Raw genomic sequence first — 20,927 nt, 5'->3', positions numbered from 1 at the left:
GTCAAATTGGAACCGAGATATTGCTGGCTTCGGTGACAGGCATGTGACTGTGACAGCTATGACGTCTTCATTGCCTGTCCAGGATCGTCTCGACGGCTTTCGCCTTTTCGGCCGAAACATCGCCGTCGGCTGCATTGAGAACGATATGGAGAATTCCGTCGGCGAGGTGGCCGAACACGTAAGGATCAAGCGCGGCATCGCCCGGTTTAATTAGAAGTTGGCGGCGTTGCCGGTTGCACTCGTCATCGAATGTGCAATGATGTTGAAATTAAACGACTTTAATCGGCTGCGAGAGCGCTCGTCGCAGCGAGCCGTTCCGGGGACACTTCCAGCGCACAGGGATTTCGAACATCTTAGACTGAGGGATTGTGATCATGCGTAGAATTCTTGCGTATCTGACGATCGCGTCGTTCGTCTCGACCTCTGCCTTTGCGGATCCCGCCGTCCTGACGGCAAATGTGAATTTCCGGGTGGGGCCGGGCACCGGATTTGACGCGATGCGCGTTATCCCTCAGGGCGAGGAAGTCGATATCAAGGGGTGTGATGCGGAGGCTTCCTGGTGTGCCGTGAGCTATTCCGGCGCAAATGGGTTCGTCGCGGGCAAATATCTCAACCAGTCCGATGCCACCGCGCCGGCCTGGCCAAGGGTGTTCAACACCGACAAGGGCGCGACGATCACTCTCTTCCAGCCGCAGATAACGTCGTGGAAGGATTTCAAGGAACTCGAGGCGCTCGTAGCCACCGAACTCAAATCGTCCGCCGATGCGAAACCGGTCTATGGGATCATCGGGCTTTCGGCCAAAACTGTCGCCGACGATGCATCCGAAAACGTCACGCTGACCGATGTTCGAACCACGCGGCTCGATTTCTCCGCACTGGATCGTCAGCAGCTTGCCGATCTGGCACTCGATATCGGCAAGCTCATTCCTACCGACCCGATCGTGGTGTCGCAGCAACGTCTGGCAGCAAGCCTTGCGGATTTCGAGCGGCTTGCAGATGTTCCAGATATCAAGGCTGATCCGCCACCGATCTTCGTCAGTGAAACGCCAGCGATCCTGTTGCAGACGGACGGCAAGGCCGTGACGGCTCCGGTCAAGGGCGTCGAGGGCCTGTCGTTCGTGGTCAATACGAACTGGGACCTGTTCAAAGTGGAACAGTCGGGCGACTACTATGTCCGAAGCGACAAGAGCTGGCTCACCTCGAAGACATTGGAGACCGGTTGGACCGAGACCGAAACGGTTCCGGACCTGTTTTCAAAGCTGCCGGACATCGAGAACTGGAAAGGCGTAAAGGCCTCCCTGCCGCCAACGCGCTTCAACGAGAACGAGGTACCGAAGGTCTTCTATTCGGAGAAGCCGGCTGAACTTTTGATATTTGAAGGAAAGCCGGCCCTGGAACCGATAGCCGGTACAGGGCTCGATTGGGTTTCCAATACGACCAGTTCGGTCTTTTTCCATCGGGCCAGCAAGAACTGGTACACCCTTCTTTCCGGACGGTGGTTTTCATCCGCTTCGCTCGAAGGACCCTGGCGTTTTGCCACGCCCGATCTGCCGGAAGATTTCCTGAATCTACCCGACGGCGCCCCATATTCCGCCGTACGCGCATCGATACCCGGCACGTCCGAAAGCGCGATGGCGCGTCTGAGGGCGAGCATCCCGAAGCTTGCACGGGTTTCCACCGATGGATCGTTGAAGGTGGACGTGCACTATAATGGCGAGCCGAAGTTCGAGCCGATTGAAGGCACGTCCCTGTTTTATGCCGTCAACGCGAACGAGCAGGTCATCAAGGTGGCGGACAAGTATTTCGTCCTCAAGGATGGCATCTGGTTCGTGGGCGATACGCCGACCGGCCCCTTCGCCGTTGCGCGTGCCGTAGCCGATGAGATCTACACGATCCCATCATCGTCTCCGGTCTATAACGCCACCTATGTTCGGGTTTACGACACCGAACCCGATGCTGTCTGGTACGGCTACACCCTCGGCTATCTCTATACCTATCTCGCCTGGGATACCGTCGTCTGGGGTTCGGGATGGTACTATCCGCCCTACTGGGACTATTACGACGACGATTGGCCCTACTATCCGCCTCCGATCAGCTACGGCTTTGGCGCCTCATATAATCCTGCCTACGGCACCTTTGGCCGCTATGGCTACGCCTATGGTCCCGAGAGAGGCCTGGTATTCGGTGCGGCCTATAATCCCGTCACAGGGACCCGGTTCCGCGGCGGCGCGGTGGCAGGACCGGCCGGCGAAAGAGGCTTCATCTCCGCCTACAATCCACGCACCGGCAACGCGATGGTGGCGCGGGGCGGGCAGAATGTCTACGGTTCCTGGGGCAGCATTGCCGTCAAACACGGTGGAGAATTCGCACGCATCAGCGGCGGAACGACGGGCAGTGCCGGCGGTCTGCGCTGGCGCAATACGGAAGGCAACAAAGGCTTTATCGTCGGCAGCAAAGGCGGTGACGTCTATGCCGGCCGTGACGGCAGCGTCTATCGCCGCCAGGACGGGCAGTGGCAGAAGCACACGCCGGATGGCTGGCAGCCCGTTCAGCGCCCGGAAGGAGAGAGCCTCAGGAATGTCGGTCAGGGTGCGCCGTCCAGCAGGCCAGAAGCCACGCAACGTATTCAGAACAGGGTGGAGACGCGGCCGGCACCACGCCGCAGTCAGCAGGTTCGTCAGCGGGCGCCGGATCATCTTTCCTTCGACCGGGCCGGACGACAGTTCGGCAACCAGAATGAACTGAGCCGCAACTATGGGCGGCTCTATCAGGAGTCTGGCCGCAACTTCCAAAGCTTCGACGGTGGCGGCGGCTATCGCGGCGGCGGCTTCCAGGGCGGAAGCCGCGGTGGCTATCATGGTGGCGGCAGTCGGGGCGGTGGAGCAGCCTTCCGTGGCGGCGGCGGGCGTGGTGGTGGCGGCCGGCGGTAGACACGCGATTGATTGGCCACAAGCGCTTTCGACCCCTTGGAAGAAGCGCCGATGGGGTGGCTTGCGACCAAGCGACGGCGGGTCGATCCTGTTCCTCGAAAACTTGGCGGCGCAATAAAGCAGGCCGCAGGACAGTTAATGGACAGGGTGCGTCGCCTAGAAAGGCTTCGCGACCGCACGGCTTTGCGGAGTTGGTTCCCGCGGATAGGCGGGGCTGAGCGCGCGATACTTTGCCGACACAGGGAAAAGCCCGCCGGCAGCAAGGCCAATCGGTCTCTCGATATGGCGAACTTCGCCAATAACGTCAGCAAAAGGGAAACTAAAAAATGCGGTTCACCCGAAACAACCTAGCAGTACTTACTTTCATCTGCATGACGCCGCCTGCATTTGCCGCGACGACCGTCAACGTTGTCGAGAGCGGCGAGGCCGGCGGACCGATGACCCTCACACTGGATCAATCGACCATCAAGGCCGGCGAGACGACCTTTATGGTTCACAACGACGCAATGACAGAAGAACACGAGATGGTGCTGATCAAGCTGAAGTCGCCCGACCAGAAGATCGATGTCGTCGCGGCCAAGCATCGTGTCAACGAAAAGCAGTTGAAGAGCCTTGGCGAAGTGTCTGATTTGAAACCAGGTGCCGATGGGCAGATGAAGGCCAAGCTCACGCCAGGCTCCTATGTACTACTCTGCAACATCAAGGGCCACTTCGAGGCGGGCATGCACACGATGCTTACAGTTACGAAGTAGCTTCGGGTCTGCCGCGGCGGTGGCCGATTGCGCCGGCGGTCACCGCGGCGCGGGCAAGTCGTCGTCTCCTCCGATCTAGGCAAAGGTCGCAAAAGCCACCGCATACAGCGATACACTCGTGGCTGCCGCAACCTCGCATTCCCAGCGGGAACGCTGGTCAGTCGCTTCTAATCGCGCACCAGCCGAATGCGCGGTGGTGTTCGCCAGCTTTCGCGCGTCGCGGGCCGCTGGCTCAGTGGTATTTTTCCTGCTCGCGGACGAGGATCGCCGGAGCGTTCAGCCCGGCGATCGGTTGGCTGACATCCGTCGGAATGTCTCCGGTCAGTTGAAGATCGAGGTAGCGCGCGCAGCAGACCCTCAGGAACGAGGTAAAGTTCCCCAGATCGTGACCGGCATCAATGGACTCGTGATGCAGCTTGGTTATCAACTGCGTGACGTTCATGCGATCGCGGTGTGCGATCTCCTCGAGCTTCGACCAGAAGAAATTCTCCAGCCGAACGCTTGTCACCATGCCATCGATGCGTAGCGAACGGGTCGTACTTTCCCAGAGCCTTGCGTCCGCCTTGATGAACAACTCGCACATCGCGACCCTCCCTTGCCGCGTCCTCAGGCGGCGTCTGTTTGTAGCAGGGCCGAAGCGTCCAGCACAGTCATGAACTGCCGCAGCCACGACGGGTGCGCCGGCCATGCCGGTGCGGTGACGAGGTTGCCGTCTGAGACCGCATCATCGATTGCGATATCGGCATAGATGCCGCCGGCGAGTTCGACTTCCGGACGGCAAGCGGGATAGGCCGAGCATGTGCGCCCCTCCAGTACGCCGGCTGCGGCGAGAAGCTGGGCCCCGTGGCAGATGGCTGCCACCGGCTTTCCGGCCTCGAAGAAATGCTGGACGGCCTTGATGACATCGGGGGTGAGGCGCAGATACTCCGGCGCGCGGCCGCCGGGGATGACAAGCGCATCGTAGTCCTCGGCGCGAATGTTGGAGAAGGTGGCGTTGAGCGTGAAGTTGTGGCCTCGCTTTTCCGAATAGGTCTGGTCGCCTTCGAAATCATGGATCGCGGTCGCGACCGTATCTCCGGCCTTCTTGCCGGGGCAGGCGGCATGAACGGTGTAGCCGCAGGCCAGCAGTGTTTGAAACGGAACCATCGTTTCATAATCCTCGGTGAAGTCACCGGTGATCATCAGTACTTTCGAAGCTGTCATATGTTCCTCCCAAAACCGACGAAAGGAGCTTAGCAGAGCAGGCGTGCCAGCAGGTACTAACGGAATACTACAACGATAATTCCGAGGAGGTTCGTCGCTGGCGATCAGCTTCGTGGTGGAAACTCGCGCACAGGAACGCGCCGTGGGGTCATTTTCAATCGCACCTTGCGAGACCGGCCGTCGCAAATCTGTCATAAACGAAGGCAAACTTCTGGTTACAATCCGTCGGAACCGAGAAATATGTCCGAGCAATTCTCGCCGGTATGCGAAGCGTTGTCACCAAATGCTGCGCGCTCAATGACCTGCGTCCAGCAAGCGGGCGCGATTTGTTTTCGAGCTTCTGCAGATAGCTTTCCGGAGGTACTGCTTGTTGCGAGTCGGCGTAATGGCCGCTGGGGAATCCCAAAAGGCCGCATAGAGGCAGGAGAGACGTCGCGCGCCGCCGCGGCGCGCGAAGCGATGGAAGAGGCCGGTGTTCGAGGCAGGGTATCGATTGGTGCCGTTGGCTCGTTCCTTTACACAAAGGATAGTATCGACCTGAGCTACCACCTCAGCGTGCACCTGCTCGAAGTCCACGAAACTATTTCGGACTTCCCAGAGAAGCAAAGCCGGAGACTGCTGTGGGCGCCCTTTGAAACTGCGGTCCGGGAAATCTTTCATCCAAAGCTTCGCGAGCTGATGCTGGTCGCTGCAGAAAACGGGCTGCCTGTCGGGTTGGAACGCGAGGCCTGGTAGGTCTACCAGCCTGAGGCACGGAATTCACTTTGCTGCGTTCGCTCTTTGCAGGAGAATCTGCATCTCCTGAAATCGTCTCTTGCGCTCGGGATCGTCCTCATCGGCAGCGTAGCAAATGCGTGAAACGCAGAAGCGCAGGATCCTCTTCGGCGCGTTCGCGTTGTCGAACTGGCAATCAAAGGTGTCCGTCATATCTGCCTTCTTGGTGTCGGCTCTTTCGGAATATTTGAAGCGAGCGCCCGGCGGCTCAATCTCGGGAAAGGATTGCACCACCCCGACATTGAGGGCCTCGACCATGAAGAAGTTCTTGGCGACAGCCATGCAAGTCGACTCGAGGGAGGGGCTCTGCGCGTAGGCAGGCCCTGCCGCGATACACAGAACTGGGAGAAGCCACTTCATCGCATACTCCATCCGCAGCGACGCCTTTGGCATCGGCTCGCGCTGTTCCGACAACACGGGAAGGTGGAAATAGTTCCGCCGCCTGGCGCTTAAAGTGTTGGCGTGGCTGTGACTCCCGGACCTCGCGTCCGACTGGGATCGCAAACAGGGCGCGTTTCGGGAGTAGGGTCAGCCTATGACCGCTTTGCCAATTGGTGTTCGCGCCAGATCGTGAAAAGGCCCGCACCTACCACGATGAGGGCGCCGACGAGCATGTTGTACGTGATCGTTTCGCCAAACAACAGGACGGCAAACATCACGTTGAGAACCAACTGAAAATAGGTGACCGGCTGAACTTCCGCCGCAGGCAGCAGCCCGTAGGCCCGGATGAGGAAGTAGTGGCTGAGAGTGCCGCAGACGCAAAGTGCTGCCAACGCGAACCAGTCGGAGGGGACGACTTCGGTCCAGTAGAACGGACCGATCAGCGAGATCGCCAGTGCTCCGACGACGCCCGCATAAAAAAGGCTCGTTACAGCGGAATCCTCCCGGCTGACTGCGCGCGTGGCGATGCTGTAAAGCGCGAACAGCACGGAGGCGACAAGCGGCAGCAGAAGAGAGATGTCGAAGTGAACGTCCACCGGATTGATGATCACCAGAACGCCCACCAGACCAACCAACACCGCAGTTCCGCGCCGCCATCCGACCACCTCTCCGAGAAGAGGTATCGATAGGATGGTGATGATCAGTGGTGTGGCCTGAAAGATCGACTGGCTCATGGCGAGCCCGGCGTGAACATAGGAAAAAACGATGACGACGATCTCCGCGACCAGCAGAAGGCCGCGGACAAGCTGCAGCCAGGGATGTCGCGTTTGAATGGATCCCCGAATGCCTTTCGGCGACGACGCGGCAAAAGCAAATACGAAGAGCGCGAACGCCCAGAAGCGGATCATCGTTATGAAGAGCGCCGGATAACGATCCCCCAGATATTTGGTTATCGCGTCCTGGCCCGCGAAGATGCAGATGGCGAGGAAGGCAAACAGATAGCCGCGGGTCTTCAGACTCATCACACTCTAAACTCAGAATCGTTCGCCACTTGATTAGCATAGTCGTTTCGCAGGCGCTCGAAGCAAACGATGGTCGCTTCTCAGCCGCCACCTGCCAACCCTTCCCACCCATCGGTTCAGGCTAAGCGTCATGGCGAAATGGTACCCGTCGAGCTCTGTGCCCTTCTAACGGCGTCTCCCATTTGCCGAGGCCGGTTTCTTGCAATTCTAGCTGGGCTTCATCAAGCCGGTCTTCATCGGCGAACCGTAACACCGAGGCGCCGCTATCGGATGGCAGCAGGGGCAGCTAGTGCCGTCCCCTATAAGACAAAACCCAAGGAAAGCTCCCCATGTGAAAGACGCCGCCCTCGCCCTGATCGCTGCCTTCATCATCGCAAGCGCCGCCCCGGCGCAGGAACGTACCGCAGGCAGCACGTTGGACACGCAGATGACGTGGAGCGCCCTCTCCAGCAAGATTTCCACTGTGGACAGCAAGGCTCAGGGCATCAGTACCCGCGTCGATCAGATTGCGATATGCGGTAACAAGGGCAAAGTCTGTGCGCCCGCCGCCTCCGGCAAAGACGCTCACGGGTGCATTGAAGCAAGCGTGGCGGCCGTCAACCATATGCTTGCCTGCAACCGGCAGGGTAAGCTTTGGAAGGGCTCGATCTGCGTGGCGACCACCACCGATCTGAGCGCCATCAATGCCAAGCTGGCCGCTATTGCTGCGTGTGGCGCCCAGAAGAAGAGCTGGAATGGCTCTGGTTGCGTTGACTTAGGTGACAAGCTTACCCAAGTCGGCACGGTGACCGATGCCGCAAACTACAGCACCCGCACGATCACCGTGAATTTCCCCCAACGCTACGCGCAAGCGCCGAATGTCTACCGCCGTGGCCGTACCCGTCGAGCATGTGGCCCTCAGCCGGTTGCGTCAGTGAATACCATCGTGTCCCCTTTACGAAATCTTCCGGTAGTATTTTATATTGCCTAGATGGTAATCGAAGAACGGAAATACCCGGGAGAGTTCGCTTCCCCACGGCAGCTTCACGAGCTGGCGGAAGAATATCGCAAGGCGGCAACACTGCTCCTTCAACTCGGCCGACCCGGCAAGCCGCTTACTCGGGCCCCGTTCAGATTGTCGGCAATCCACGCGATCGAACTCTACCTGACCGCACTTTTGCTCCATCGTGGGTATAGTCCCAATCAAATCCGCAAAATGCAGCACGACCTGTCGGCGCGGACGGAGCACGCCTTGGAAGCTGGGCTACGCCTTCGCGCGAAAACCGCCAAGCATCTTCAGTCCCTTAGCAGTCAAAAGAATGTCTGAAGTCAGGGCGCGAGATGGACTTTGCAATAGCAGAGCAGAATGACTTGGATTTTATCGCCAAGTGGCTGCAGTCCGAGGACGAAGCCTATCAGGCCCGCCGTGCAGCCGATCCGTATTCCGGGAACCTCGGCAAGGGGTTCTGGTGTAACTGGAAACAGATACGCGGGGCGTTCGAGAGGCGAGAGCTCGAGGTCGTCCGCGTTGGCGGCGCAGCCGTAGCGTTTCACTTCGGGCGCTTTATTTCGCCGGGCATCACCGAGGTTCACCCCGATTTTCGCGGGCAGGGCATTGGTACGGCGATCATGAGATACGTTCTGCAGCAGGCCCGCGCGAACCAAGTCTGTATGCTCCATGTCCAGTGCATTTCCGATGTATCGCTGGCGTTCTGGTCCAAGTTTGGGTTTGCCCCGGCGGAGAAATATGAAGAGGAGTTCTACCTGGTCCTTCGTCATCCTCTGCCGCTTCCCCGGCACCCGGACACGACCGTCACCGTGAATTTCTTCGGTGAAAGCGGATGGTACGGCGGTAGCCCTTACAAGCGGGTTGAAATTCCTTGCCTCGTAGAAGGGGCACAGATCCTGCTTTCCGAGATCTGCCATGACGAGGTCATTAGCTCCAAGGGCAGTGGCGACCATTATGTTCAGGTCCTACTCGACAGGCAGGTCATATTCGGAAACTTGTTTGACTCCGACGAAGCCAACGCCTTCGGGTTTGGTACGGACAAATACGGTACCCGGATTGCCAAACGGTTTGATTTGGCGTCCACCAACGTGCCGATATCGAAATGGCGTACTTTATCCGGGTAAAAATGCGCAATTTAACATAATCACGATTATTAGAACAATATCAATAACTTAGCCCCATAGCCTATCTTATGCGATTTTCGACTCCCGTCCATCAGGTCAGCAAAGTCTGACATCTATTTACATAAAGCGGGGAATGCCCCACAATGATGGCAACGAAAGGTGAAGCCCATGCCGAATGTCGCACTTGGCACCCACTACGAGGAATTTGTCCGCAAGCAGCTCGAATCTGGCCGTTACAACAACGCCAGCGAGGTTGTCCGAGCGGGCCTGCGTATGCTTGAGGACTACGAAGAAGCCCGTGAGCGGTGGCTGAATGAAGAGCTTCCGACCCGCTACCAGGAAGTCCTGTCCGACCCGTCGCAGGCTGTGTCGGCGTCGACGGTGCGTGCCCGCTTTGAGGCAAAACGCAAAGCTCATACGGCGGCAGCCAAGTAGGGCATGGACTATCGCATTGTCTACCATCCCAAGGCCGAAGCCGAACTCGACAAACTCTATGCCGACATTGCCTTGGTGGCAGGCAGCCTGACCGCAGGCAACTTCGTCGACGGGGTTATCACGTTCATCGAGAATCTGGAGACGTTCCCGGAGCGGGGATCCGTACGCGAAGGGCGAATTCCGGGTTTGCGGATCATCGGTTACCGACGCAGCGTCAGCGTGGCCTTTGTTGTGCATGGCCGCGATGTCGTGATCCTTGGCGTTTTTCACCGCGGGCAGGACATAACGCAGGATCTGCTGGAGGAACGGTTATAGACCTCTGCTTGCGCCGAGCCGCACCCGCCCGAGCTACTTCCTCCTGTCAGCCCCAAACGAGGAGGATTGTGATGGCGGCAGCTCCAAGCAGGAGAATGTCGCGCGGGCGGGTCTGGTCGAGGAGGTTGTGAAGGACGAGACCGACCACAGGTATGTTTGCATCCTGCTCCAAGCAAGCGCGATGAGATTCGGATCTTCGCCGGCGGGCATGCAGTCGACGGCCTGGGAAAACCCAACGATCGCGCGTTCGAACTGGACGCGATCGTCTCCATGAAATAGGCCTGCAGATTGTGCGTGATGCGACCGAGGTCGGTCGCCATGATGTAGTCCTGGATGCAGCTTGCCATGATCTGCCGTGGTCAATTTCGTCCGCGCAATTCCGGACGGAAACCGTTCACACTTTCTTGGAATTGGTCTCAGCGAGCCTCCAGATCCGGCGTGCATTGCCGGCGAGCAGCTTGCGTTTCTCATCCGCGCTGCAGCCTTCGAGGAGAGCGTGGGTCGCACCGACCCAGGTTGAAAGGTTGCCACCGAGCGTGCAGACCGGCCAGTCGCTTCCCCACACCACCCGATCCCAACCGAAGACGCGGATCGTATGTTCGACATAGGGGCGCAGCGTCTCGACCTGCCAAGCCTCGTCCGCATAAGCGACGACGCCCGAGATCTTCGCCGTGACATTTGGTCGTCGCGCAATCTCGCTCATCTGATCGCGCCAGGGATGCTCGGCGCCGGCGCGAATGTCGGGAACGCCGCAATGGTCGAGGATGAATTGAACGTCGGGCGCCAGATCGACGAGTGCGATGGCCTTTGGGATCTGGTGCGGCAAGACGCAGAGGTCGAAGGTGAAGCGGCGCCCGCCGAGCCTGCGGATGTTATCGCGAAAGCGCGACACTTCGGAAAGGTTATCCGGCATGACGTGCAGCACCCGGCGGAAGCCCTTGACGAATTCGTTTGCCTCCTGCCGCTCGAGATAGGCCGCGAACCCATCGTCTTCGGGCCGGCAGGCGGCAATGGCGCCCTTGAGCAGACTTTCCGGCTCTCGCGCGAGCCGTTCGATTTCTGTCGTTTCCTTCTCGATTTCCGAAGGGTCGACATCGACCTCCATGTGCAGGCTTGCCTCGATGCCCAGCCGCCGCGCCTCGCGCTCATAGGTCGCGTAAAGGAAGTCGTGGTCGAGCGCCGGCACGCCGGAGAGCCAGGGATAGGTGAGCTTCGACCTGTCGATGAGGTGAAGATGGGTGTCGATGATCAAGGCGCTTCTCCTCCGGATAGAACTCTTACATAAGAATTAGCTATTCAAATAAGAATTAGAGCCGTCGGCTGTCGCCGTCAATCGGCTGCCGGAACCACGTCCGAACCGGCAAGCGTCGACAATTGTTCGGCGGCCTTCAGGAGCAAGGCGATCGTTTCGGTGATGTCGGGAGCCGAAGGCGCATTGACCAGAGCGATATAGGGTACTGTCAGTGCGGCGATGCCGCGGCCATCGGGGCCCAGGATCGGCGCCGACAGGTTATAGACGCCCGCCGTCTGCGCGCTTGCCATCATCTCGTAGCCGCGTTCGCGAATCTGATCGAGGCGTGCGTAGAACTCCGGTCCGCGTGGGACCTCGTCTTTGCTCTTGGCGTGTTCGGCGATCATCATCTCGCGCTCTTCGGTCGAGCGGAAGGCAAGCAGGATATGGCCGGAGCCGGTGTCGAACAGGCTCATGTGCGAGCCGACCCGGATCGAGATGCCCCAGTAATCAGGCGCCTCCTGCTGGGCAATCACCACGGCCGAGCCGCGGTCGAAGACGGCGAGGTGGTTCGCCTGCCTGGAGCGCTGCGCCAGATCCCGCATCAGCGGCGTTGCATAGGACGCGAGCCTGCGCACCGGCGCATGCAGTTGCGAAAGCCCGAACAGTTTCAAGGTCAGGGAATAGCGGTCGCCGTCGATGCGGGTGACGTAGCCGCGCCGCACCAGCCGGTCGAGCATCCGGTAAAACTCGTTGGGGCTGCGGTTCAGGCGCTTGGAAATCTCTGCCTGTGTGAGGCCGCCGTCGACGCTGGCCAGCAGCTCGAGAATGTCGAGCCCCTTGTCGAGGGCGGGCGCGCGATAGCGGTCAGACTCTTCGGTGTCCATAAGATCCCTCCTTGGTGAATATTCATATCCATATACGCAGACAAAGGTGCCGACAAAGGAAAGTTCCCCTTGACGATGGACAAGCTTGTTGTTTGTATATGAATTGGGTTCTCACCACTAAGAACATCGCGGCGGAATGCGGGCGTGAACCAGGGAGGAGTGGGCCGATCGGCGTCGGTCTCACGGCATCGCTGATCAATCCGGTTGTCTTTTCCTACGGCTATGATCGTCTGCGTTTCGTGCGTCCTGTTCATATCGGCGATACGATCCGCACCCGCGTGGCGATATCCGCCAAGGAGGACGATCCGAAGCGACCGAAGGCGGGGCGCGTCGTGGAACGGTGCGAAGCTATCAACCAGCGTGGCGAGGCCGTCCTTGCCGCCGACCATATCCTGGTCGTCGAACGCAAAAAGCATGAGGGATCGGAAATGACAGCGGATCTTCAAGGCAAGGTCGTCCTGATTACGGCTGCAGCTCAAGGCATCGGCCGCGCGTCGGCTTTGGCCTTTGCAAAGGCCGGCGCGAAGGTGCACGCGACCGATATCAACACCGATGCGCTTGCCGCGCTCGCCAAGGAAGCGGATGTCAAGCCGCATCGGTTGGACGTGCTCGATACGCAGGCGGTCGATGCCCTCGTCGCTGAGATCGGCCCTGTCGACGTCCTCTTCAACTGCGCCGGCTTCGTGCATGCCGGCTCGATCCTGGAGATGAAGGATGCCGATCTCGAATTCGCTTTCGACCTCAACGTCAAGGCGATGATTCGCACCATCCGTGCGGTGCTTCCGGGCATGCTTGCGCGCAAGGACGGCGCGATCATCAACATGGCCTCGGTTGCATCCAGCATCAAGGGCGTACCGAACCGCTTCGCCTACGGCGTCACCAAGGCAGCCGTCATCGGCCTCACAAAGGCCGTCGCCGCCGATTACGTCTCTCAGGGCATTCGCTGCAACGCCATTTGCCCCGGTACCGTCGAGAGCCCGTCGCTCCAGGATCGCATGCGGGCGCAGGGCGATTATGAGACGGCGCGCGCTGCCTTCATCGCCCGCCAGCCGATGGGACGCCTCGGCACGCCCGAGGAAATTGCAGATCTTGCGGTTCATCTCGCTGGGGCGACCTATACGACCGGCCAAGCCTATGCCATCGATGGCGGCTGGACCATCTGACAACACACAAGCAGGAAGCAGACACATGAAACTTCTTCGTTACGGCCTTCCGGGTCAGGAAAAACCGGGCATCCTCGATGCCAGCGGCACCTTGCGTGATCTCTCTGGCCACATCGCCGATCTCTCCGGCGCGGCGCTTGACCCGGATAAACTTGCTGAACTCAAGGCGCTCGATCTTGCCGGCCTGCCCGTGGTCGACGGCAAGCAGCGGCTCGGCCCGTGTGTTGCCGGCACCGGCAAGTTCATCTGCATCGGCCTCAACTATTCCGACCATGCCGCCGAGACCGGCGCCACGGTTCCCTCGGAGCCGATCATCTTCATGAAGGCCACGTCGGCCATCGTCGGGCCCGATGACGATCTCCTGATCCCGCGCGGTTCGACCAAGACCGACTGGGAAGTGGAACTCGGCGTCGTCATCGGTCGAACGGCGAAATACGTGAGCGAAGCCGAAGCGCTCGACTATGTCGCCGGCTACTGCATCGTACATGATGTGTCCGAACGCGCCTTCCAGGTCGAGCGCCAGGGTCAATGGACCAAGGGCAAGTCCTGCGACACCTTCGGTCCGACCGGCCCCTGGTTGGTAACCAAGGACGAGGTTCCCGATCCCCAGAACCTGCCGATGTGGTTGAAGGTCAATGGTGAGACCATGCAGAACGGCTCGTCCAAGACGATGGTCTATGGCGTCGCCTATCTGGTCTCCTACCTGTCGCAGTTCATGTCGCTGCAGCCCGGCGACATCATCTCGACTGGCACGCCGCCCGGCGTCGGCATGGGCATGAAGCCGCCGCGCTACCTCAAGGCCGGCGATGTCGTCGAGCTCGGCATCGAGGGCCTCGGCAGCCAGAAGCAGTCCGTGCGCGCGGACGATTAAGTTCTACCGACTGGAGCAACCATGACCCGCATCACCAATCTGCGCGTCTTCGACCTGCGCTTTCCAACCTCGCAGGGGCTCGACGGATCCGATGCGATGAACCCGGACCCGGACTATTCCGCGGCCTATGTCATCCTCGATACCGACAAGGAAGGCGTTGCGGGCCATGGTCTCACCTTTACGATCGGGCGGGGCAACGACATCTGCTGCATGGCAATCAAGGCTATGCAGCACCTGATCGTCGGCCAGGACACGGCGCAGATCCTCGCCAATCCGGGCCGCTTCTGGCGGCACCTCACGAGCGACAGCCAGTTGCGCTGGATCGGCCCTGAAAAGGGGGCGATCCATCTCGCGACCGGCGCAGTGGTCAACGCAGTCTGGGACCTGCTTGCCAAGGAGGCTGGCAAGCCCGTCTGGCGCATGGTTTCCGACATGTCGCCGGAAGAGATCGCCGATATAGTCGATTATCGCTACATGACGGATGTGCTGACCCGCGACGAGGCGATCAACATCCTACGCAATACCGAGCCCGGCAAGGCCGAGCGCGTCGCGACGCTCGAGAGGGAAGGATATGCCTGTTACACGACCTCGGCCGGCTGGCTTGGTTATGGTGACGACAAGCTCAGGCGGCTCGCCCAGGAAGCAATCGACCAGGGTTTCCGCCATATCAAGATGAAGGTCGGCCGTGATCTTGCCGACGATATCCGGCGGCTCACCATCGCGCGCGAAGTGATCGGCCCGGACCGCTATCTGATGATCGATGCCAACCAGGTCTGGGAGGTCAGTGAGGCGATCGATTGGGTGAAACGTCTTTCCTTCGCCAAGCCGTTCTTCATCGAGGAGCCGACAAGCCCCGACGATGTCGCCGGTCATCGCAAGATCCGCGAGGCGATCGGGCCGGTGAAGGTCGCGACCGGCGAGATGTGCCAGAACCGCATCATGTTCAAGCAATTCATCGCCGAGGGTGCGATCGATATCGTCCAGATCGATAGTTGCCGCATGGGTGGGTTGAACGAGGTTTTGGCGGTGCTGCTGGTCGCCGCAAAGTACGGTCTGCCGGTCTGGCCGCATGCCGGCGGAGTTGGGCTCTGCGAATATGTCCAGCATCTGTCGATGATCGATTACGTTGCCGTCTCCGGCACGAAAGAAAACCGCGTCATCGAGTATGTCGACCATCTCCACGAACACTTCGTCGATCCCTGCGTGATCGAGAACGCGGCCTATATGCCGCCGCAACGGCCCGGCTTTTCGATCGAGATGAAGCCGCAATCGATCGCGGACTACACATTCCGTGGATGATGGGAAGGTTTATATAAGAATACATCATTCAAATTGTCGAAGCCGGAGTGGTGACAAATCGCCCCGGCTTCTGTGAACGAAGGGTCATGAGTGGCACGAGCGCCGCTCGGCGCCAGGAGCAGAGCGAGCGCCGATCATTTCCTAGAAGATCGTTCTGCAATCCGTTGGTCGGGATGGTTGCCATCCCGCCATCTTGACGTAGGAGGTGAACCTCCCGATCGTCTCGGCCTTTGTGTAGTTGGTGAAGACACTAGCAAACGTCGGATCTACGGAGAGGAAACTGATTGGATCGAGACCGGCTGCTTTGGAACGCTCCAGGTTATCCACGATGAGTACGTCGGGAGGATTGCAGGTTAGGTCGATGACTGTCTGTCTGCGCACCAAGTTGGCCATCTCTGCCAGGTCAGGTGATAGCTCGCCCCTCTTTTGGAGGTCCTGGCTGAATGCCGTCAGCATCCAGAGTGCGAAATGGCGCGAAGGCCACACATAACCCCAATTATCGACCATGGGCCAGATTCTGCTCGGGTTGGCGGTGACCATCATCACCGCGCTTCCACGACGTACATGTTGCAGCAGCTGGGCGACCACACCTTCATTGGGGTTCCTATATGGACCGAAAGCGGCGTATAGCGCCAATGATATAGACGCAGCAACAACGAGAACAACCTTCTGGAGAAGCCTTACCTGGTAACGACGAAACTCCAACACCGATCCGAGGGCTATGACGAGCATGCCGGTTGTTGGAATGGCGTGATACCGCCAGCCCTTCTGCTGTGCGAAATAGGACAGTGCAAACCCTACGGCGGTTAGCAGCGCGGCCACAGTGAACGAGCTCCGGTGCCGCCAACGGACCGAAACCAAACCCAATGCAAGTGCCCACCATAAAACCAGTGGGTTCAACAACACTGCAGGCCAGGAAGATTCGTAGCCGAAGTATGCGCTCGCCAAGATCGGAACGATGGTACTTAGGTAGTCTGGCGTTAACGTTACCAAAGCTATTCCGTAGAGGACCGCCGCGGTGCCCATAGCGACAACCTCCGGTCTCAGCGGCCGCCATTTTCTTCCCCTTTTTGCTAACAACCACAGCTCAAGAAGAACCGGAACGAGTGCAAAGTAGTGCTTCAGAGCCAGCCCTGTCGCGGCGAAGCATCCTATCAGAAGAGCCAGAGCCCAATGGGGCTCACGACCATCCGTTCGGCGGGCAATCAGGGCTGTGTATGGGATTGCTGCAATCAGTGCTAGATGCTCGCGCTGTGCGAAATCCGGCAGTCCGATCAGTATTACGGCGAGAAATGCGGCAACTAATAGGATTGCACGGCGGGCGGGCGCCAGGTCTCTCAATAAGCTGGCGAGAAGTGCGATGGATAGAGTCAGGTATCCGAAGGCGGCGCTTACAATTGCCGTCTTCGCGCTTATGGTGAGCTTCAAGGCGACCCACTCGACGGGTAACGCCATCCAGAACCAAAGAGGGGGGTTCAGCTCCAGAATGTCCTTGTAGAGACTGGCGCCGCCGAGCATCTGACGGGCTATCCACATTTGCCAAACCACGTCGTGCGACACCGGAATATTCCGCAGCAACACGTACGTAGCGATGACCGCGACGAGCACGGATAGTTCGGGCCAATTCTCCCCCCACGACAGGCCGAAGGGCCGGCCATGCCCGAAAACAAAACGGGCCGCTCCCACGTAGAACAGAATGGTATAGGCCGAAATACCGACAAGGTGCACCAGCGGGTCGTCGACGAAACCCATCTCCCGGGCGGCGAGTACGATCGCGAGGTTCGCGCTGAAGCAGACCAAGAACACAGCAAGGTAGCGCGCAAAGTTGGCGTACGACGGAGACGTCCGAAAGGTCCAGCGGCTGTTCAGGGCGAAGCTGATCACAAGCCCTCCGGCATAGCCAAGAGTGTTCGCCAGGATGTCGCCGAGTCCGGCAAAGAGGCCGGCTAAAATAATTGCGTAGCCCAGACCTGTGTTGGCCAGCCCGACGACGACGAAGCGAAATGCCTGCAAGCGATCAACTGTCGCGCTTGATTGCGTGGACGTAGTACTGTGCACCAAGAGGAATCCCCCGAAGCATAGGCTCCAGTGCTCTCAAGGCGCCCAGGAACCTCGGAAAGAAGATGCGGTAAGCAACCGAGCAGTCTGGCAGCCCGGCATCGCGCAGGCGCGCCTTCAGGTCGCCAGCCGATAGCAGAACAGCGTTTTCATCGAATGGGCAGTCGCGAACAGCCTTTCTCGTCAACGGATTGAGCGGATTGTGTTCGAACACAAAGAGACTGGCTCCTTGGCCCATTACGCGGCGGATCTCCTTGAGCAAGGGTACATGGAGCAAGCCTGGGATATGGTGGAAGACACAAGCGGCGAATACGAGATCGAATGCGCCATCCTCGAATGGAATCTCGCTGCCGTCGAAATGCTGAAAACGCGCCTTCCCAGGGTGGCGCGTGCGCGCTACGTCGAGCGACTTCGCTGAGGGATCCAGAAGAACGATCTCCGCTGCCGGAAACGTCTCCTTCATCGGCCCCAGCGAATTTCCGACCCCTGCTCCGAAGTCCAAAATGCGCCGAGGCGTCGTCCCTGCCGCCTTTAGTGCTGCAGCTACGTCCTCAACCTTGTATCGGTGAAAGAACTCAGGTGCCTCGCCACTCAAGCGTATGCTGGCCGCATGCTGCTGGTAGTATTCGTCGGCGAATCGATCGAACTCCGCCTCATCCATGCGCAGGCTCTTTCTGCGTTCCTTCGATCGCCGCCCGGGACACGACTTCGTTGACAATGAACAGTGGCCGCCGCTTGGCTTCCATGTACATCCGGCCGAGGTATTCACCGAAGATGCCCAGCATGAGCAATTGTATACTGCCTAAAATGAGCGTGATCGAAGCAAGACTGGTCCACCCGGGCAGCACATCGCCGAGCGCCCATGCGAATATCGTGTAGGCCAGGGTGGCCATGCCAAGCAATCCGAAGGCGAGCCCTAAGTGAGACGCGAGCCTCAACGGGGCGACAGAAAAGCTGGTCACTGCATCGATTGCGAAGAGTATCATCTTCCGCAACGGGTAATGGGTCTCCCCGGCAAATCGGCTATGGCGCCGATAAGGAAACGCACACTGCCGAAGCCCGATCCAACTAACCATGCCGCGAATGAACCGGTAGCGCTCCGGCATGGCATTGAGATGATCGAGGGTACGCCGACTAATCAGGCGAAAATCCCCGGTATTTGCCGGAATGCCGACGTTGGAAAGCTTGCCGAGGATGCGGTAGAACAACGATGCGCTCGCCAGCTTAAACCAGCTTTCTCCTTCCCGTTCCTCGCGCAACCCATAGACCACATCGTAGCCTTCATTCATTTTCGCCATCATCGGGCCCAATAGTTCCGGCGGGTCCTGGAGATCGGCGTCGAGTATGAAGATCCTTTGGCCGCGGCAAAACTCGAGCCCGGCGCTCAGCGCGATCTGGTGGCCGTAGTTTCGGGCGAGATCGATTCCTACGATATGATGGTCGCGCTCGGCCAGTGCAAAAATCTTCTCTCGCGTGGCATCGGAGGAACCATCGTTGACCAGTACGATCTCGTAGGTTTCGCCGTACGGCTCGCACGCCGCCGATACACGGCGATAAAGCTCATCGATACCGGCATCTTCGTTGTAGCAGGGCACCACCACAGAAAGCGCTATACTCGGGCCATCTGCGATATCGTGCCGTAATCTCACCAGATTATCGAGTTCTTCGCGCACCCCTACCATGCCACCCCCTGGACGTAATAGGACCGAGAAAATATAAACTCCCACAACTTAAGAAGTAGTCAAGAATAAAGAATGCAGACTTCTGGCCATGCTCAGCCTATTTCCGCAGTTCTCGCTGTGGCTTCCAACCTCGTCTATGGAAGCACTGCGGTTCAGTAGATGAGACGGCCCTTCGCGTCGACGGAGGGCCTGGCGCCTGCAGAGACCTTCGACCGCCTCCGTCAGGCCTCGGGTTCGTGGCAAACCGCTTCGATGTTGTGCCCGTCCGGACAAAGCACGAAAGCCGCATAGTAGTTCGCGTGGTAGCGCGGCCGCAGACCAGGCGCACCGTTGTCCTTGCCACCCGCTTCCAGAGCCGCCCGATAAAAGGCGTCGACTTGCTGTCGGCTGTCGGCCGCGAAAGCGATGTGAAGGTGGGCCGGCTTCTCCTCGGTCTGGTGCAGGCACAACGAAGCCTTGCCCCTTGAACTGAGCTCGACGCCATAGGAGGGTTCGCCTTCCGCAATGATAGTCACACCGAGCGGCTCGAGTGCCCTAAGGTAGAAGGCCTTGCTCACTGCAAAGTCCCTGACGCCGAATTTCACGTGGTCAAACATGAGTTCCCCCAGAATCTATGAGCCTGCCGGACGGAGAGGTCTGCAGTGCTGCTTATGCTGCAAACCAGTCCTTCGCGGCCGATCTGCACAGGCCCTAAATGGCATGTCTCAGCGATCAATGGCAAGGAACGGAGGCGGAGAGTTCAAGGCCGCAGGTCGACGACCGGCCATTCAAGCTGCCGGTCGTTGGCGGATAAGCGCCGGATTTCCTCTATCAGATGGGGCTCCGGCACGAGACTTCGCTCCAGTCAGTTCCCGACCGTCGGTGAGGCGGCATCAGCGGCTTTGAGATGTACATCGACCGAGGCCTGCTGCTTTGCCACTGCATCGATCTCATCAGGCGCCATCAGCGAAAACGCCGTCGAAAGGGCATCAGCGGTCGAAGCCTCCGGCGCAACGACCGAAACCCGCGCATAGCGCTGAGCGGTGGCGCCGCTTCGCGGGTCCAGAATGTGGCTGAAACGGCCCTCTGCGTCGAATTGGAAGCCTCGCCCGGCGGACGTCGCGACCGCGCGGTCGGTGATGTCCAGGGTCGCGTCGACATCATGCGCATCCTCAAATTCGGCAAGGCCGATGCGCCAAGGTTGCCCGTCGGCCCTTGAACCGATGGCGCGGTTCTCGCCCATGTCGATGAGGCTGCTGGTAACGCCGGCCTCACGCAACAGACCGACGACGCGATCGGTGACGTAGCCTTGGGCGATACCGTTGAGTGTCAATGCCATGCCTCGTCGGGAGAAAGCGATGCGATTGCGGTCGATGCGCACTTGCGCAAAATCGGCCAAGGCCAGCGCTTCGCGCACCTCGCCATACGATGGACCGGCAGGATCGGCATCAGGCTTCGCGAAGTGCCGGGCGTAAAGCGCCCAGAGTGGCTGTATCGCGGGCTCGAAGCGGCCAGCGGTGAGATCGTGAAAACGCTGGGATATTTCAAGGAGTTCCACAAGCTCCCTCGGCGGGGCTGCAAAGGCGCCAAGGCGATTCAGTTGGCTAAGGGCCGAATCGTCACGGTAAAGGCTGAAGATATCCTCCAGGCGCCGAACCTCTGCCACCACCCGGGTAATCAGCGCCTGGGCCTGCGCTCGGTCTTCATGATTGAGAACCAGTGTGGCGGGCGCACCCAGAGCCCGACCGTGCCAGATGACGGGCTCTGCCGGCAGCGCCGCCCACGCTTTTCCCTGCAGCAGCGGCAAGCCGGCGAAAGCGGCCATGATCGTGA

The 20,927-nt window shown here is 59.4% G+C and carries 21 protein-coding genes; 10 read left to right on the top strand and 11 right to left on the bottom strand.

Annotation, left to right across the window (positions count from 1 at the left end; genetic code table 11):
- Window positions 1–374 precede the first annotated feature (374 nt).
- On the top strand, window positions 375–2,930 hold the full coding sequence (locus BHMPCIPO_RS19485) for an SH3 domain-containing protein (protein WP_210266610.1): 2,556 nt from the start codon (window positions 375–377) through the stop codon (window positions 2,928–2,930).
- A 326-nt stretch (window positions 2,931–3,256) separates the two neighbouring features.
- Complete coding sequence (locus tag BHMPCIPO_RS19480) at window positions 3,257–3,682, top strand: plastocyanin/azurin family copper-binding protein (protein WP_173518486.1); 426 nt, start codon at window positions 3,257–3,259, stop codon at window positions 3,680–3,682.
- Window positions 3,683–3,914: 232 nt separating this feature from the next.
- Here BHMPCIPO_RS19480 and BHMPCIPO_RS19475 read toward each other — a convergent pair whose 3' ends face one another.
- Both BHMPCIPO_RS19475 and BHMPCIPO_RS19470 read right to left on the bottom strand, forming a co-directional pair.
- Window positions 3,915–4,265 carry a ribbon-helix-helix domain-containing protein gene (locus BHMPCIPO_RS19475; protein ID WP_173518485.1) on the bottom strand — a complete coding sequence of 117 codons (351 nt, stop codon included), beginning with the start codon at window positions 4,263–4,265 and terminating at the stop codon, window positions 3,915–3,917.
- 23 nt (window positions 4,266–4,288) lie between these two features.
- The gene (locus BHMPCIPO_RS19470) at window positions 4,289–4,885 is read right to left on the bottom strand and encodes a DJ-1/PfpI family protein (RefSeq protein WP_173518484.1); all 597 of its coding nucleotides are present in this window, start codon (window positions 4,883–4,885) and stop codon (window positions 4,289–4,291) included.
- 240 nt (window positions 4,886–5,125) lie between these two features.
- Between BHMPCIPO_RS19470 and BHMPCIPO_RS19465 the strand changes: the two genes are divergently transcribed.
- The gene (locus BHMPCIPO_RS19465) at window positions 5,126–5,620 is read left to right on the top strand and encodes an NUDIX hydrolase (protein WP_246304484.1); all 495 of its coding nucleotides are present in this window, start codon (window positions 5,126–5,128) and stop codon (window positions 5,618–5,620) included.
- Window positions 5,621–5,644: 24 nt separating this feature from the next.
- On the opposite strand, the gene BHMPCIPO_RS19460 is transcribed toward BHMPCIPO_RS19465, so the two are convergent.
- Both BHMPCIPO_RS19460 and BHMPCIPO_RS19455 read right to left on the bottom strand, forming a co-directional pair.
- The gene (locus BHMPCIPO_RS19460; protein WP_312033053.1) at window positions 5,645–5,941 is read right to left on the bottom strand and encodes a hypothetical protein; all 297 of its coding nucleotides are present in this window, start codon (window positions 5,939–5,941) and stop codon (window positions 5,645–5,647) included.
- Window positions 5,942–6,192: 251 nt separating this feature from the next.
- Window positions 6,193–7,062, bottom strand: coding sequence for a DMT family transporter (locus tag BHMPCIPO_RS19455; RefSeq protein WP_173518482.1), 870 nt, complete (start codon window positions 7,060–7,062; stop codon window positions 6,193–6,195).
- 331 nt (window positions 7,063–7,393) lie between these two features.
- On the opposite strand from BHMPCIPO_RS19455, the gene BHMPCIPO_RS19450 reads away from it, so the two are divergent.
- The 4 genes from BHMPCIPO_RS19450 (at window position 7,394) to BHMPCIPO_RS19435 (ending at window position 9,924) form a co-directional block, all read left to right on the top strand.
- Window positions 7,394–8,032 carry a hypothetical protein gene (locus BHMPCIPO_RS19450; protein WP_173518481.1) on the top strand — a complete coding sequence of 213 codons (639 nt, stop codon included), beginning with the start codon at window positions 7,394–7,396 and terminating at the stop codon, window positions 8,030–8,032.
- Between the two features lie 350 nt (window positions 8,033–8,382).
- On the top strand, window positions 8,383–9,174 hold the full coding sequence (locus tag BHMPCIPO_RS19445; RefSeq protein WP_210266609.1) for a GNAT family N-acetyltransferase: 792 nt from the start codon (window positions 8,383–8,385) through the stop codon (window positions 9,172–9,174).
- A 168-nt stretch (window positions 9,175–9,342) separates the two neighbouring features.
- Window positions 9,343–9,609, top strand: a complete 267-nt coding sequence (locus tag BHMPCIPO_RS19440; RefSeq protein ID WP_173518479.1) for a type II toxin-antitoxin system ParD family antitoxin — start codon at window positions 9,343–9,345, stop codon at window positions 9,607–9,609.
- Window positions 9,610–9,612: 3 nt separating this feature from the next.
- Complete coding sequence (locus tag BHMPCIPO_RS19435; protein WP_173518478.1) at window positions 9,613–9,924, top strand: type II toxin-antitoxin system RelE/ParE family toxin; 312 nt, start codon at window positions 9,613–9,615, stop codon at window positions 9,922–9,924.
- Between the two features lie 394 nt (window positions 9,925–10,318).
- Here the strand turns inward: BHMPCIPO_RS19435 and BHMPCIPO_RS19430 are convergent, their stop codons facing one another.
- Window positions 10,319–11,176 (bottom strand): amidohydrolase family protein, encoded by an 858-nt coding sequence (locus tag BHMPCIPO_RS19430; protein WP_173518477.1) that lies wholly within the window; start codon window positions 11,174–11,176, stop codon window positions 10,319–10,321.
- 77 nt (window positions 11,177–11,253) lie between these two features.
- Window positions 11,254–12,042 carry an IclR family transcriptional regulator gene (locus BHMPCIPO_RS19425; protein ID WP_173518476.1) on the bottom strand — a complete coding sequence of 263 codons (789 nt, stop codon included), beginning with the start codon at window positions 12,040–12,042 and terminating at the stop codon, window positions 11,254–11,256.
- A gap of 428 nt (window positions 12,043–12,470) precedes the next feature.
- Here BHMPCIPO_RS19425 and BHMPCIPO_RS19415 point away from each other — a divergent pair, with 428 nt between their 5' ends.
- The 3 genes from BHMPCIPO_RS19415 to BHMPCIPO_RS19405 are packed head-to-tail and all read left to right on the top strand — an operon-like array spanning window position 12,471 to window position 15,375.
- A complete protein-coding gene (locus tag BHMPCIPO_RS19415) occupies window positions 12,471–13,205 on the top strand; it encodes an SDR family oxidoreductase (protein ID WP_173520103.1) in 735 nt (244 codons plus the stop codon).
- A gap of 25 nt (window positions 13,206–13,230) precedes the next feature.
- Window positions 13,231–14,076 (top strand): fumarylacetoacetate hydrolase family protein, encoded by an 846-nt coding sequence (locus tag BHMPCIPO_RS19410; RefSeq protein ID WP_173518475.1) that lies wholly within the window; start codon window positions 13,231–13,233, stop codon window positions 14,074–14,076.
- 21 nt (window positions 14,077–14,097) lie between these two features.
- Window positions 14,098–15,375 carry an L-fuconate dehydratase gene (locus BHMPCIPO_RS19405; RefSeq protein WP_173518474.1) on the top strand — a complete coding sequence of 426 codons (1,278 nt, stop codon included), beginning with the start codon at window positions 14,098–14,100 and terminating at the stop codon, window positions 15,373–15,375.
- Between the two features lie 141 nt (window positions 15,376–15,516).
- On the opposite strand, the gene BHMPCIPO_RS19400 is transcribed toward BHMPCIPO_RS19405, so the two are convergent.
- The 5 genes from BHMPCIPO_RS19400 to BHMPCIPO_RS19380 form a co-directional block, all read right to left on the bottom strand.
- Complete coding sequence (locus BHMPCIPO_RS19400) at window positions 15,517–17,433, bottom strand: GtrA family protein (protein ID WP_312033072.1); 1,917 nt, start codon at window positions 17,431–17,433, stop codon at window positions 15,517–15,519.
- On the bottom strand, window positions 17,393–18,094 hold the full coding sequence (locus BHMPCIPO_RS19395) for a class I SAM-dependent methyltransferase (RefSeq protein ID WP_173518473.1): 702 nt from the start codon (window positions 18,092–18,094) through the stop codon (window positions 17,393–17,395). The genes BHMPCIPO_RS19400 and BHMPCIPO_RS19395 overlap by 41 nt, the downstream gene beginning before the upstream one ends.
- Complete coding sequence (locus tag BHMPCIPO_RS19390) at window positions 18,087–19,115, bottom strand: glycosyltransferase family 2 protein (RefSeq protein ID WP_173518472.1); 1,029 nt, start codon at window positions 19,113–19,115, stop codon at window positions 18,087–18,089. The genes BHMPCIPO_RS19395 and BHMPCIPO_RS19390 overlap by 8 nt, the downstream gene beginning before the upstream one ends.
- 221 nt (window positions 19,116–19,336) lie before the next feature.
- Window positions 19,337–19,711, bottom strand: coding sequence for a VOC family protein (locus BHMPCIPO_RS19385; protein ID WP_173518471.1), 375 nt, complete (start codon window positions 19,709–19,711; stop codon window positions 19,337–19,339).
- Between the two features lie 248 nt (window positions 19,712–19,959).
- Window positions 19,960–20,919 carry an FAD:protein FMN transferase gene (locus BHMPCIPO_RS19380; RefSeq protein WP_246304482.1) on the bottom strand — a complete coding sequence of 320 codons (960 nt, stop codon included), beginning with the start codon at window positions 20,917–20,919 and terminating at the stop codon, window positions 19,960–19,962.
- Window positions 20,920–20,927 lie beyond the last annotated feature (8 nt).

This window comes from Ensifer sesbaniae (assembly GCF_013283665.1).
Taxonomy (GTDB): domain Bacteria; phylum Pseudomonadota; class Alphaproteobacteria; order Rhizobiales; family Rhizobiaceae; genus Ensifer; species Ensifer sesbaniae.
This window is presented reverse-complemented; position numbering and strand designations above follow the sequence as displayed.

Coding starts and splice junctions, on each gene's coding strand:
- BHMPCIPO_RS19440 (WP_173518479.1), top strand. CDS start 9,343: ATGCCGAATGTCGCACTTGGCACCCACTACGAGGAATTTGTCCGCAAG.
- BHMPCIPO_RS19405 (WP_173518474.1), top strand. CDS start 14,098: ATGACCCGCATCACCAATCTGCGCGTCTTCGACCTGCGCTTTCCAACC.
- BHMPCIPO_RS19390 (WP_173518472.1), bottom strand. CDS start 19,115: ATGGTAGGGGTGCGCGAAGAACTCGATAATCTGGTGAGATTACGGCAC.
- BHMPCIPO_RS19460 (WP_312033053.1), bottom strand. CDS start 5,941: ATGGCTGTCGCCAAGAACTTCTTCATGGTCGAGGCCCTCAATGTCGGG.
- BHMPCIPO_RS19385 (WP_173518471.1), bottom strand. CDS start 19,711: ATGTTTGACCACGTGAAATTCGGCGTCAGGGACTTTGCAGTGAGCAAG.
- BHMPCIPO_RS19380 (WP_246304482.1), bottom strand. CDS start 20,919: ATGGCCGCTTTCGCCGGCTTGCCGCTGCTGCAGGGAAAAGCGTGGGCG.
- BHMPCIPO_RS19485 (WP_210266610.1), top strand. CDS start 375: ATGCGTAGAATTCTTGCGTATCTGACGATCGCGTCGTTCGTCTCGACC.
- BHMPCIPO_RS19415 (WP_173520103.1), top strand. CDS start 12,471: ATGACAGCGGATCTTCAAGGCAAGGTCGTCCTGATTACGGCTGCAGCT.
- BHMPCIPO_RS19480 (WP_173518486.1), top strand. CDS start 3,257: ATGCGGTTCACCCGAAACAACCTAGCAGTACTTACTTTCATCTGCATG.
- BHMPCIPO_RS19470 (WP_173518484.1), bottom strand. CDS start 4,885: ATGACAGCTTCGAAAGTACTGATGATCACCGGTGACTTCACCGAGGAT.
- BHMPCIPO_RS19465 (WP_246304484.1), top strand. CDS start 5,126: ATGTCCGAGCAATTCTCGCCGGTATGCGAAGCGTTGTCACCAAATGCT.
- BHMPCIPO_RS19445 (WP_210266609.1), top strand. CDS start 8,383: ATGGACTTTGCAATAGCAGAGCAGAATGACTTGGATTTTATCGCCAAG.
- BHMPCIPO_RS19455 (WP_173518482.1), bottom strand. CDS start 7,062: ATGAGTCTGAAGACCCGCGGCTATCTGTTTGCCTTCCTCGCCATCTGC.
- BHMPCIPO_RS19410 (WP_173518475.1), top strand. CDS start 13,231: ATGAAACTTCTTCGTTACGGCCTTCCGGGTCAGGAAAAACCGGGCATC.
- BHMPCIPO_RS19435 (WP_173518478.1), top strand. CDS start 9,613: ATGGACTATCGCATTGTCTACCATCCCAAGGCCGAAGCCGAACTCGAC.
- BHMPCIPO_RS19425 (WP_173518476.1), bottom strand. CDS start 12,042: ATGGACACCGAAGAGTCTGACCGCTATCGCGCGCCCGCCCTCGACAAG.
- BHMPCIPO_RS19475 (WP_173518485.1), bottom strand. CDS start 4,265: ATGTGCGAGTTGTTCATCAAGGCGGACGCAAGGCTCTGGGAAAGTACG.
- BHMPCIPO_RS19395 (WP_173518473.1), bottom strand. CDS start 18,094: ATGGATGAGGCGGAGTTCGATCGATTCGCCGACGAATACTACCAGCAG.